The sequence below is a fragment of the Bacillus sp. FSL M7-1345 genome (genome assembly GCF_038006985.1).
GTDB lineage: Bacteria > Bacillota > Bacilli > Bacillales > Bacillaceae_G > Bacillus_A > Bacillus_A cereus_U.
This window is the reverse complement of the sequence record NZ_JBBOWG010000001.1, coordinates 4,757,027-4,769,116: the sequence shown is the minus strand read 5'-3', so window position 1 is coordinate 4,769,116 and position 12,090 is coordinate 4,757,027. Positions and strand designations below refer to the sequence as shown.

The window sequence follows — 12,090 nt, the reverse complement described above, 5'->3', positions numbered from 1 at the left end:
TTTCTTTTCTTTTTGTAGAAGTAGGAGGCATAAATATGAAGGGCATTATTTTAGCAGGTGGAAGTGGAACGAGATTATATCCATTAACAATGGTTACAAGTAAACAACTATTACCGATATACGATAAACCAATGATTTATTACCCATTATCTACATTGATGTTAGCAGGGATTCGTGAAATTTTAATTATTTCAACACCTGAGGATACACCACGTTTTGAATCCTTACTAGGAGATGGATCTCAATTTGGGATTTCTCTACAATATAAAGTGCAACCAAGTCCAGATGGATTAGCGCAGGCGTTTATTATTGGTGAAGAGTTTATTGGTGATGATTCTGTAGCGATGGTGCTAGGGGATAACATTTATTATGGTAGTGGAATGCGCAAAATGTTACAGCGTGCAGCCCAGAAAGAAAGTGGAGCGACAGTATTTGGTTACCATGTACATGATCCAGAGCGTTTTGGTGTAGTTGAATTTGATGATAACGGGAAAGTATTGAGTGTAGAAGAAAAACCGAAAGAGCCAAAATCAAATTATGCAATTACTGGTTTATATTTCTATGATAATCGTGTAGTTGAAATTGCGAAGAATGTTAAACCATCGGTACGTGGTGAATTAGAAATTACATCTATAAATGAAGCATATTTAAATAATGGTGAATTAGAGGTTGAATTATTAGGTCGTGGCTATACATGGTTAGATACAGGTACACATCAAAGTCTTGTGGATGCCACTAACTTTGTAAAAACAGTTGAGGACCATCAAGGAATTAAAATCGCAGCTCTTGAAGAGATTGGATATATTAATGGATGGATTAATAAAGAAACTCTAATTGAATCAGGCGATCAGTGCTCTAAAAATGGCTATGGTCAATATTTATTAAAAGTAGCAAACGGTAGTATTAAATACTAATTTGGAGTGAACATAATGAAAGTTTTAGATACAAATTTGTTAGGCGTAAAAGTAATTGAGCCAAAAGTATTTGGAGATCATCGTGGTTGGTTTATGGAAACTTATAGCGATAAGGCAATGAAAGAAGCTGGAATTGATTTGCAATTTGTACAAGACAATCAATCATTTTCTGCAACAAAAGGAACACTTCGTGGTTTACACTATCAGTTAAATCCTAAAGCACAAACTAAGCTTGTACGTTGTACACGTGGATCAATATTTGATGTAGCAGTCGATATTCGTAAGGGAAGTCCTACGTACGGTCAATGGTTCGGTATTGAGCTAAGTGCAGAAAATAAAAAACAGTTATTAGTTCCAAAAGGATTTGCACATGGATTTATGACATTAACGGATGATGTTGAGGTTCAGTATAAAGTTGATGAATTATATGCTCCTGAATGTGATCGAGGCATTGTTTGGAACGACGCTGAAATTGGTGTTGAGTGGCCAATGGAAATTCAACCAGTGTTATCTGAAAAGGATGAAAAAGCACCTTCACTAAAAGAAGCAGAAACTAACTTTGTATACGGGGAGTAAAAAAATGAAAATTTTAGTAACCGGCTATAATGGTCAGCTTGGATATGACGTAGTAAAACGTGGAGAGAAGCAAGGACTAGAAATGCAAGGTATTGGAATAGAGGATTTAGATATTACAAATGAATCTGCGGTTTACGAATTTGTAGATAACGTAAAACCAGATGCAATTATTCATTGCGCAGCATACACGGCTGTTGATAAATCTGAAGATGATAAAGACCTTTGTTGGAATGTTAACGTAGACGGCACAAAATACCTTGCTACAGCAGCAAAAAAGTTAAATGCTAAATTTGTTTATATTAGTACAGATTATGTATTTGACGGAGAAGGAACCCATGAATTTGTGGAAACTGATGCGCCTAATCCGGTTGGTTACTACGGTTTAACAAAGTATGAGGGAGAAAAAGTTGTTAGAAGTCTAATAGATAACAATTTTATTGTGCGTATTTCATGGGTATTTGGAATTAACGGAAACAACTTTATTAAAACAATGCTTCGTTTAGGTGAAACACGTGATGAACTGAACGTTGTGGGAGATCAAATAGGTTCACCGACTTATACATATGACTTAGCTCGTTTGCTAATAGATATGGTGGTAACCAACAAGTATGGTACATACCATGCAACAAATGAAGGATTCTGTAGTTGGGCTGATTTTGCAGAAGAAATCTTTGAGATTGCTGGTAAAGACGTGAAGGTAAATAGTATTACAACAGAAGAGTACCCTACTCGTGCGGTACGTCCAAAAAATTCACGTATGTCCAAACAAAAACTAATCGATAATGGATTTAAACCATTACCAGCTTGGCAAGAAGCGGTAAAACATTATATTACGCAATTACAACAAGAGGTGAAATAAGGTGGAAAAAAAGAAGGTATTAGTGACAGGTGGAGCAGGATTTATTGGAGGAAACTTTGTACAGTATATGGTAAATAAATATCCTGATTGTCATATTGTTAACTTAGATGTATTAACGTATGCAGGAGATTTAACGAAACATAAAGAAATTGAAGAAAAAAATAATTATTCATTTGCTAAGGTTGATATTGTAGACCGCCAAGCGGTAAATAATTTATTTGAAACAGAAAAATTTGATTATGTTGTTCATTTTGCTGCAGAGAGTCATGTTGATCGTTCTATTGCTGAACCTGAAGTATTTATTAGTACAAATGTATTAGGGACACAAGTATTATTAGATGCAGCCAAGGCATATGGTATTACTAAATTTGTTCACGTATCAACAGATGAAGTATATGGCGAATTAGATTTTAATCCAACTACATTCTTTACAGAGGAAACGCCTTTACAACCAAATAGCCCATATAGTGCAAGTAAGGCTTCTTCTGACCTATTGGTTAGAGCGTATCATGAAACATTTGGTTTACCAATTAATATTACACGTTGTTCGAATAACTATGGACCGTTCCATTTCCCAGAAAAGTTAATTCCATTAACAATTTCACGTGTATTAAATGATGAAAAAGTTCCCGTATATGGAGATGGTAAAAATATACGCGACTGGTTACACGTTATTGATCATTGTGCTGCAATTGATTTAGTTATGCATGAAGGTGTAAATGGCGAAGTGTATAACGTTGGCGGGCATAATGAACGTACAAATTTAGAAGTAGTTAAAACAATTATTAGTACGCTTGGTAAGTCTGAAGAGCTAATCGAGTTCGTCCAAGATCGATTAGGCCATGATAAGCGCTATGCAATTGATCCAACAAAGCTAGAGAAATTAGGTTGGAAACCAACTTACACATTTGAAACGGGAATTGCTCAAACAATCCAGTGGTATTTAGATAATGAAGAATGGTGGAAAGCGATTGTATCAGGAGAATATCAGGGTTATTTTGCTAAGCAATATTCTTCATTATAAAATTTGAATTAAGCCGTTTATTAAGCAAAAGAGATAAGTTTTTGAATAACTTATCTCTTTTATTTTTAAATTTTATACAACCCGATGTTAGTTTCTATTCTGAGATGTTGATAGTATTTAAAAAATTAGAAATAAGAGGATTATAATTGCGTATGATTTCATTTTTGAATTTTCTTATAAGCAAGTTAAAGAAAACAGAATATAAGTTAGATAGTAGTATAAAAACTATTAATATACTAAGTATTGTTTCTTCTAGGGCAATAAGTTTATGGCGTGGTCTTTTTAAACGTATCGGCTTAAAGAAGTGTGGAAAGGTGTTATTTATAGGAAGAAGAGTGATTTTAAAAAATAAAAATGCAATTGAGTTGGGTAATGGAATCACTTTAGATAATTACGTATCTTTAGATGGTTTATCTAAAGAAGGACTTAAGATTGGAAATAATGTAAAAATTGGTTCGTATACAATTGTTGCATGTTCAGGGAGCCTGAAGCACCTTGGAAAAGGTATGGTTATTGGAGACAATAGTGGTATTGGAGATTTTAGCTTTTTTGGAGCAGCAGGTGGAATTAGAATCGGGAAAAATGTCATTATGGGACAAAACGTTAGATTTCATTCAGAAAACCATAATTTTGATAGATTAGACATTCCAATTAAAGAACAAGGTGTTACTAATAAAGGTATAATCGTTGGAGATGATTGCTGGATAGGATCTGGGGCGGTTTTCTTAGATGGAGTTAGAGTAGGAAATGGCTGTGTAATAGGTGCTAATACTTTAGTGAATAAAGATATCCCACCTTTTAGCATCGCCGTAGGAAATCCTGTGAAAATTGTAAAAAGTCGAACGGAAACTAAGGAGAGAACAAATTGAAAATATTGCATATTTCACTGGGATTACCACCTTATCGCACAGGTGGTTTAACGAAATACTCAGTAGATTTAATGCATTCACAAGGACAAGGGCATCAAGTATTTCTTTTGTATCCAGGGAAATTCACCCTTTCGAAAGGGACAGCTATTAAGAAAAATAAACCATATGGGAACATATCGGTATACGAATTAATTAATCCTTTACCAATTCCTCTACTAAATGGTATTAATCAACCTGAGCATTTTATGAAGGGAATAGATCATAAAGTGTATGAGGAATTTTTAGGGGAGTTAAACCCAGAGGTAATCCATGTGCATACCTTAATGGGGATACATATGGAATTATTTGAAACGGCAAAGAGATTAGGCATAAAAGTCGTATTTACTACACATGATTATTTTGGTCTTTGCCCAAAAGTGAATTTGATGGATTCAAAAGGTAACATTTGTAATGATTTTAATGTTGGAAAAAGCTGTATAGAATGTAATGTGAATGCATTAAGTCTTCCAATGATTGGTGTGATGCAATCTTATCCATATCGTTATTTAAAAGATAGTACTATAGTGAAGTCACTGAGAAAAATTAAAAAGAATCAAACTAAAAATAATACTGTAGCTTCTAGTGTGGAACAAGAGGTTGAAGAAATAGATGTGGATTTAGCGAAGCAGTATATGGAATTGCGGAATTATTATTTAACAATATTTAAGTTGATAGATTACTTCCATTTCAATAGTTCTATAGCAAAGGAACAGTTTGAAAAATATCTTGATGTGAGCGGGAAGATAGTTCCTATTAGCCATCAAGATATTTTTGATTATCGTCAAGAGCGTAGTGTTAAAAAAAGAGACAACTCTTTAGTTAAATTAGGATATTTAGGGCCTATAGATACTTATAAAGGGTTTTATTCTTTGAAAGATAAATTGGATTCTTTAAAGGAAAAGGGATATATTAATTGGCACTTAGGGGTTTATGGTGATTTTGTAAATGATCCAGACACATATAACCCAGAATATTATACATTTTATGGTCGATATAATTATAGCCAGTTAAAAGATATTTTTAATGAAGTTGATTTGTTAATTATCCCTAGTATTTGGAAGGAAACTTTTGGGTTTATTGGTTTAGAAGCGCAATCGTATGGTGTTCCAATTATGGTCTCTGAATATGTTGGTTTTAAGGACTTAATACAAAATGGAGAAACCGGCTTTATTTATAAAGTAAATAGGCATGATATTATTGATAAATTATCAATGATTCTTGATGATACTTCATTATTAGACTATGTAAATGAAAATCTATTGAAATTGGATTTTCCACATTTAATGGAACAGCATACTAAAAAAATAATAAACCTATATCAAGAGGTAAGAGCGGGAGTAGAAGAATAGATGAAACATGTATTTATTATTGGATCGAAAGGAATTCCGGCAAAGTATGGGGGTTTCGAAACGTTTGTAGAGTATTTAACGGAACGGAAGCAAAGTGAAGATATTCAGTATCATGTATCTTGTTTAGCAGATAATAATGAAGAATTTCAGCATAATAAGTCGAGATGCTTCAATGTGAAGACTCCTGAAATTGGAAGTGCAAAAGCTGTAGCATATGACATATTTAGTTTGAGAGAATGTATTAGTTATATTAAAAAAAATAATCTTAAAAGCTGTATTGTATATATACTCGCATGTCGTATTGGCCCATTTTTCTCTTTCTATAAAAAGAAGTTAGAAAAAATGGGTGTTAAAGTCTTCGTAAATCCAGATGGTCACGAATGGAAAAGAAGTAAGTGGAGTCCAGCTATTAGATCTTATTGGAAAATTTCCGAAAATCTAATGGTCAAGCATGCTGATTTATTGGTATGTGATTCTAAAGGTATTGAGTCTTATATCCAAAAGGATTATAAAAAGCATGAACCAAAGACAGCATTTATTGCCTATGGTGCAGATGTTACAGCTTCTCCTTTAAAAGAGGATGACAGCACGTTAATTGAATGGTATAAGCAACATGATGTGACTGTGAACGAATATTATTTAGTAGTTGGCCGTTTTGTCCCAGAGAATAACTATGAATTAATGGTTCGTGAATTTATGAAATCCAATTCTAAAAAGGATTTTGTTATTATTTCTAATGTTGAAGAAAATCAATTTTATCAAGAATTATTGGCAAAAACGAATTTTAATAAGGATCCTCGTATTAAATTCGTTGGTACTGTATATGACCAAGACTTATTAAGAAAAATTCGGGAAGATGCATTTGCCTATTTCCATGGCCATGAAGTGGGTGGAACGAATCCATCATTATTAGAAGCATTAGCATCTACGAAATTGAATATACTTTTAGACGTAGTATTTAATAAAGAGGTTGGGGGAAAAGGTGCGGTTTATTTTTCTAAAGAAGAAGGAAGTCTAGCTCACTTAATTCATGAAGTAGAGCAATATCCCCAAGAAGACATTGATAAGTTAAGTGAAAAGGCAAAAGAGCGAATTATTCATGAGTATTCGTGGGAGAAAATAGTGAATGATTATGAGGCTTTATTTTTGAATTCCTGATTTGTAAGTGTACATGTCTCTCTTAATAAAGGATGAGCGTAGCATTTAGTTTACAAGTTATTTACAATTAATGTGCATACCCTTATAGTATTATATGGACTAAGATTAATTGTATTGAAATTGTTAATTGAAAGAGGGAAAAACGATGAAGAAAAAGATTCTATTTTGGATTTTAGGCATCATTGGTGTTCTTATTATTGCTGGTGGTGTATATGCATATACTGTTTACTCTAATGTATCTAATACGTTAAATACAGTACACAAACCGTTAGATCGTGATAAGTCTGACAAACGAGATAAGAAAGTAGAGATTGCAGATAATAAACCTATATCTATTTTACTGATGGGTGTAGATCAAGAAGATAATGGAACAGGTAGATCTGATTCACTTATGTTATTTACCTTAAACCCAAAAACAAAATCTATGAAGATTACAAGTATCCCACGAGACTCTTATACGGAGATTGTAGGTAAAGGTAAAAAAGATAAAATTAACCATGCCTATGCTTTCGGTGGCATTGATATGACTGTAAAAACAGTAGAGAATTTTCTTAATGTACCAGTCGATCATTATATTGAAGTAAATATGGCTGGATTTAAAGATATTGTAGATGCTGTTGGTGGTGTTGATGTAAATAATGATTTAGATTTTACATCAAGAGAGACTCACTTTGCTAAAGGTGAAATTCATTTAGATGGCGAAGCAGCATTAAAGTATACTCGTATGCGTTACGAAGATCCACGCGGTGATTTCGGACGTCAAATGCGTCAACGTCAAGTTATCCAAGGGGTAATTAAAAAAGGTGCAAGCGTATCTTCTTTAGCAAGCTATGGTGATGTATTAAAAGCAATTGAGAAAAACGTAAAAACAAGCTTAACTCAAGAGCAAATGTTTGATATTCAAAAGAACTATAAAGATTGCATGCAAAATAGCGAAGAAATCCAAATCCCAGGTGACGGGCACAAAGCCGCTGATGGTATTTGGTACTACTATGTTCCAGATGCAGCAAAACAAGATTTAACGAACAAGTTAAGAGCACATCTTGAATTAACGAAGTAATGTTTATTGAACCCAACTCCTTTGGAAGGAGTTGGGTTTATTTTTGCGTAGATTTATATTAGTATTATATATTGTGAGATTAATAGATGAGGTGAATCGATGAATAAGAAAGCAGTACTTGTCCTATTTATTTTTGTATTGTTTATTGCTTCGGTTGTGAGCGGTAAACTATATTGGAATAAAAAGATTGCGAATGCAACAGGGCAAACGAGTGAAGTAACGAAAACAAAGGCTGAAGTGAAAGATAACGGAGCGAAGAAAGAAGAGAAAAAACAAGATGCAAAGGCATCTTTTAATGAAGCGTACGCAAAGAACTTACCTGATGCGGTGAAAGGAAAGTTAAAGAAAGCTGCTGCGGATAAAAAGGCTGTAAATCTTGTTATTGTTGGTGATGAAGCTTCTTCATCTGAAAAAGATGCTTGGGTAGCTAAGTTCACTGCTAATTTAGAGGCTTCTTACGGTAAAGGTTTATGGAATGTGACGGTAAAGGAATATAAGGGTGAAAGTACAGAGGAATTAATCACGAATAAACGCGATAAAGAGATTGCGAAAGACAATCCAGATGTAATTTTATTTGAGCCACCATTTATTACTGATAATAGTAAAACTGGTAATGGAAATTCTGTTGTGAATACACAGAAGTTTGTACAGGCACTGTCTACTAGTGCAAAGGGCGCTACAATTATGATTCAACCACCAAACCCAGTGTATGGTGCGAAGAATTATCCGAAATCGATTGAAGCGTTAAAACAATTTGCGACGCAAAATGGTTATACATATGTTGATCATTGGGGAGCGTGGCCTGATGCAACAACGAAAGCAATTTTACCGTACTTACAAGAGGAGTTCGGTTTCCCAAGTGCTAAAGGGCATGAAGTTTGGGCACAATATGTAACGGATTATTTTGTGGCTAAGTAATGAAAGGTACACAAAAGGTATACGAGCAATCGTATACCTTTTATAATAAGAAAGTAAGAAATCCTAATATATGTAGGAGGAAGACAATGAATTCAATTCTAATCTGTGGCGGAGCTGGTTATATCGGTTCTCACGCTGTGAAAAAATTAGTGGATGAAGGTTTATCGGTAGTAGTAGTAGATAACTTACAAACTGGTCATGAAGACGCGATTACGGAAGGTGCGAAGTTTTATAACGGTGACCTTCGTGATAAAGCATTTTTAAGAGATGTTTTTAAACAAGAAAATATTGAGGCGGTTATGCATTTTGCAGCTGATTCTTTAGTTGGAGTTAGTATGGAGAAGCCTCTTCAATATTATAATAATAATGTGTATGGTGCACTTTGCTTGCTAGAAGTAATGGATGAGTTTAAAGTAGATAAGTTTATTTTCTCTTCTACTGCGGCAACGTATGGTGAGGTAGATGTAGACCTTATTACTGAGGAAACGATGACAAATCCGACGAATACGTACGGAGAGACGAAGTTAGCGATTGAGAAGATGCTTCATTGGTATAGCCAAGCTTCAAATTTAAGATATAAGATTTTCAGATACTTTAATGTGGCTGGCGCAACGCCAAGTGGTATTATTGGGGAAGATCACCGTCCAGAGACTCATTTAATTCCTCTTGTTTTACAAGTGGCGTTAGGTCAACGTGAGAAGATTATGATGTTTGGTGATGATTATAATACACCAGATGGTACTTGTATCCGTGATTATATTCATGTTGAAGATTTAGTGACAGCTCATTTCTTAGGGCTTAAGGACCTGCAAAATGGTGGAGAAAGTGATTTCTACAACTTAGGAAATGGTAATGGCTTTAGTGTAAAAGAAATCGTTGATGCAGTTCGTGAAGTTACGAATCATGAGATTCCAGCTGAGGTAGCGCCACGCCGTGCGGGAGATCCAGCACGTTTAGTAGCTTCTTCTCAAAAGGCAAAAGAGAAGTTAGGATGGAATCCTGAGTACGTAAATGTGAAGACAATTATTGAGCATGCGTGGGATTGGCATCAAAAGAAACCTAATGGGTATGAAAAATAAGTTTAATAAATGAGAGAGGGTACTGTCGTTCAATACATGTTCGACAATACCCTCTCTTTTTTTGTCTTATTTTTGCTATACTAAACTGTACTATAATACAGGATGGAAGGAGGAGAATGATGAAAATACTTGTAGTAGATGATGAATCGAGTATTCGTAATTTGATTCGGATGCAGTTAGAGATGGAAGGGTATGAAGTATTGACGGCGGCTGATGGGAGAGAAGCTTTAGAGAGATGGAATGAGCAGCCGGATGTACTTATTTTAGATGTGATGCTTCCTGATACGGATGGGTATGAGTTATTACGTTTATTCCGGGAGAAGGATCGTGATATTCCGGTGCTTATGTTGACAGCGAAGAGTCAGATGAATGATAAGTTACTTGGTCTTCAGCTTGGAGCTGATGATTATGTGACGAAGCCCTTTAATTATGCGGAGCTTATTCTTCGGGTGAAGAATATGGCGCGGCGCGTGAAGAAGAAGGAAGTTCCTTTAAATCATGAGGTGATTGGGGCTGGTGATTTACTTATTTGTCCAAAGGAAAGAAAGCTTCATGTGAGTGGGCAGGAGATTCAGTTAACGTACCGAGAGTTTAATTTATGTCAGTTGTTTGTTTCGAATCCGCAGCGTGTATTCATGAGAGATGAGTTGCTTGAGAAGGTATGGGGGTTTGAGTATATCGGAAATACGAGAGCGGTTGATATTATGGTGCAAAGGCTTAGGAAGAAACTAGGGAAGAGCGGGGAGTATATTAAGACAATTTATGGTGTTGGGTATAAGCTTGATTGCTAAAAGGTGATGATATGTCTTTAAAACGAAATATGGTGTTTGGGATAGTTGGATTGTTGATTCCAATTCTTGTTCTTTTGTATGCCGTTGTTTATATTGCACTGGAGAAGAATGTGTATCATAATGCGGCAGATTCCTTAGAAAAGTTAAGTGTGGAAGCGCAAATTTATACGATGAATTATTTAGAGAAGGAAGCAGAAGTAGAGACGCTAGGTCCTAATTCGCTTTTAATTGCTTCGTATTTAGCGAAGCGAATGGATGTCCGGGTGCAGATGATTGGGAAGAATGGGGATGTTGTTGCAGATACACAAAAGGGAGCGTTACTTCATCGGAATATTGACATTGGGAGTTCTTTGAAGGGAAAGAAATCTTATGTTTTCGAGGAGGGAGACCCAGCTCCAATTCTTTTGTTTTCAAGTCCGGTTTATTATGGAAACGATGTCATTGGTAGTATTCGTTTTATAAATGAGTTAACGGATGAGAAGAAAGTTTTAACAAATGTGAGTTGGACGTTTTTAATGACGTCTCTTTGTTTAGTAGCTGCTGGTGTTTTCTTTGCGATTCGTTTGGCGAAGTCTCTCCATAAACCGATTGATCAGTTAAGGCAAATGGCACATCGGCTTGCGAATGGAGATTATGAAAGTAAGATTGAGTTAAATGAGTATGTGGAAATTGCGCAGCTTTCAGCGTCCTTTAATGCGATGGCTGATGGGATTGAGCTGCATATTAAGCAGCTGAAGGAAGAGAAAGAGAAACAGAAAGATTTCTTGGACCGCATTACGCATGAGCTGAAAACACCGCTTACGGCAATTATCGGTTATGTAGATTTAATTCCAAAGTTACAGTCGAAGGAAGATGTGCAGGAGAGCCTCCGTTATGTGTCTGTAGAAAGTGAGCGTCTATTATCACTTGTAGAGGAATTACTTAAGTCTTCAAAGTACGGGACGAGTACGTTTGAAGTGTCACCTACGGTCGTGAATATTAAAGAGTTAGCAGAAGAAGCAATTTCGATTGTGAAACTCAGGTTGCAGCAGTTTGAAATTGCAGTTATGAATGAGTTAACGGAAGTACACGTCGTTGCGGATTTTGATAAGACGAAGCAAATTTTCTTGAATGTGCTTGATAATGCGATTAAATATAGTGATGCTACGCAAGTTCGTATGAATGTAATTATAAATGAGCAGGAAGCAAAGGTTTTTGTTCATGATGATGGTATTGGTATGGATGAAGGTGTGCTTGCAGAATGGAATGAGTCTCCGGAAGGTAAGGTGCTTCCTTCTAGTTATGGGAATGGTTATGGCTTATACATTTGTCAGGAGATTATGAAAAAGCAAGGCGGAAGTATGCGAATTGAGAGTAGTGAAGAAATGGGAACTATAATATGTATGACATTTTTACTTCCGAGACGGATGGAAGACATAAAAAACTTGAAAGCGGTTAAATGATACATTTATGAA

Annotated in this window: 12 protein-coding genes; all 12 read left to right on the top strand. The window is 35.3% G+C overall.

The window, feature by feature from the left end; genetic code table 11:
• The first annotated feature begins 35 nt into the window (after positions 1–35).
• The 12 genes from rfbA (at position 36) to MHB76_RS24955 (ending at position 12,078) form a co-directional block, all read left to right on the top strand.
• Positions 36–914 carry a glucose-1-phosphate thymidylyltransferase RfbA gene (gene rfbA, locus MHB76_RS25010; protein WP_340987977.1) on the top strand — a complete coding sequence of 293 codons (879 nt, stop codon included), beginning with the start codon at positions 36–38 and terminating at the stop codon, positions 912–914.
• Between the two features lie 15 nt (positions 915–929).
• Positions 930–1,490 (top strand): dTDP-4-dehydrorhamnose 3,5-epimerase, encoded by a 561-nt coding sequence (rfbC, locus tag MHB76_RS25005; protein WP_030029423.1) that lies wholly within the window; start codon positions 930–932, stop codon positions 1,488–1,490.
• Positions 1,491–1,494: 4 nt separating this feature from the next.
• A complete protein-coding gene (gene rfbD / locus MHB76_RS25000) occupies positions 1,495–2,349 on the top strand; it encodes a dTDP-4-dehydrorhamnose reductase (protein WP_340987975.1) in 855 nt (284 codons plus the stop codon).
• A 1-nt stretch (position 2,350) separates the two neighbouring features.
• On the top strand, positions 2,351–3,373 hold the full coding sequence (gene rfbB, locus MHB76_RS24995) for a dTDP-glucose 4,6-dehydratase (protein WP_340987974.1): 1,023 nt from the start codon (positions 2,351–2,353) through the stop codon (positions 3,371–3,373).
• A gap of 152 nt (positions 3,374–3,525) precedes the next feature.
• Positions 3,526–4,242: an acyltransferase gene (locus tag MHB76_RS24990; protein ID WP_340988233.1), complete on the top strand. Its 717-nt coding sequence runs from the start codon at positions 3,526–3,528 to the stop codon at positions 4,240–4,242.
• Entirely contained in the window at positions 4,239–5,630 is a 1,392-nt protein-coding gene (locus MHB76_RS24985; protein WP_340987971.1) for a glycosyltransferase, read from the top strand. Before MHB76_RS24990 ends, MHB76_RS24985 begins: the two co-directional genes overlap by 4 nt.
• Entirely contained in the window at positions 5,631–6,788 is a 1,158-nt protein-coding gene (gene cps2T, locus MHB76_RS24980) for a beta 1-4 rhamnosyltransferase Cps2T (protein WP_340987969.1), read from the top strand.
• A gap of 145 nt (positions 6,789–6,933) precedes the next feature.
• On the top strand, positions 6,934–7,848 hold the full coding sequence (gene tagU / locus MHB76_RS24975; RefSeq protein WP_340987967.1) for a polyisoprenyl-teichoic acid--peptidoglycan teichoic acid transferase TagU: 915 nt from the start codon (positions 6,934–6,936) through the stop codon (positions 7,846–7,848).
• A gap of 99 nt (positions 7,849–7,947) precedes the next feature.
• Positions 7,948–8,766 (top strand): SGNH/GDSL hydrolase family protein, encoded by an 819-nt coding sequence (locus MHB76_RS24970; RefSeq protein WP_340987965.1) that lies wholly within the window; start codon positions 7,948–7,950, stop codon positions 8,764–8,766.
• An 86-nt stretch (positions 8,767–8,852) separates the two neighbouring features.
• A complete protein-coding gene (galE, locus tag MHB76_RS24965) occupies positions 8,853–9,845 on the top strand; it encodes a UDP-glucose 4-epimerase GalE (protein WP_340987964.1) in 993 nt (330 codons plus the stop codon).
• A gap of 119 nt (positions 9,846–9,964) precedes the next feature.
• Positions 9,965–10,636, top strand: coding sequence for a response regulator transcription factor (locus MHB76_RS24960; RefSeq protein ID WP_002159814.1), 672 nt, complete (start codon positions 9,965–9,967; stop codon positions 10,634–10,636).
• Positions 10,637–10,647: 11 nt separating this feature from the next.
• Positions 10,648–12,078 (top strand): HAMP domain-containing sensor histidine kinase, encoded by a 1,431-nt coding sequence (locus tag MHB76_RS24955; RefSeq protein WP_340987962.1) that lies wholly within the window; start codon positions 10,648–10,650, stop codon positions 12,076–12,078.
• The last annotated feature ends 12 nt before the right edge of the window (positions 12,079–12,090 follow it).

What these genes read in the sequence shown, in the direction of transcription:
- MHB76_RS24960 (WP_002159814.1), top strand. Translation starts at nt 9,965, where the DNA reads ATGAAAATACTTGTAGTAGATGATGAATCGAGTATTCGTAATTTGATT.
- cps2T (WP_340987969.1), top strand. Translation starts at nt 5,631, where the DNA reads ATGAAACATGTATTTATTATTGGATCGAAAGGAATTCCGGCAAAGTAT.
- rfbA (WP_340987977.1), top strand. Translation starts at nt 36, where the DNA reads ATGAAGGGCATTATTTTAGCAGGTGGAAGTGGAACGAGATTATATCCA.
- MHB76_RS24970 (WP_340987965.1), top strand. Translation starts at nt 7,948, where the DNA reads ATGAATAAGAAAGCAGTACTTGTCCTATTTATTTTTGTATTGTTTATT.
- rfbC (WP_030029423.1), top strand. Translation starts at nt 930, where the DNA reads ATGAAAGTTTTAGATACAAATTTGTTAGGCGTAAAAGTAATTGAGCCA.
- galE (WP_340987964.1), top strand. Translation starts at nt 8,853, where the DNA reads ATGAATTCAATTCTAATCTGTGGCGGAGCTGGTTATATCGGTTCTCAC.
- rfbD (WP_340987975.1), top strand. Translation starts at nt 1,495, where the DNA reads ATGAAAATTTTAGTAACCGGCTATAATGGTCAGCTTGGATATGACGTA.
- MHB76_RS24955 (WP_340987962.1), top strand. Translation starts at nt 10,648, where the DNA reads ATGTCTTTAAAACGAAATATGGTGTTTGGGATAGTTGGATTGTTGATT.
- tagU (WP_340987967.1), top strand. Translation starts at nt 6,934, where the DNA reads ATGAAGAAAAAGATTCTATTTTGGATTTTAGGCATCATTGGTGTTCTT.
- MHB76_RS24990 (WP_340988233.1), top strand. Translation starts at nt 3,526, where the DNA reads ATGATTTCATTTTTGAATTTTCTTATAAGCAAGTTAAAGAAAACAGAA.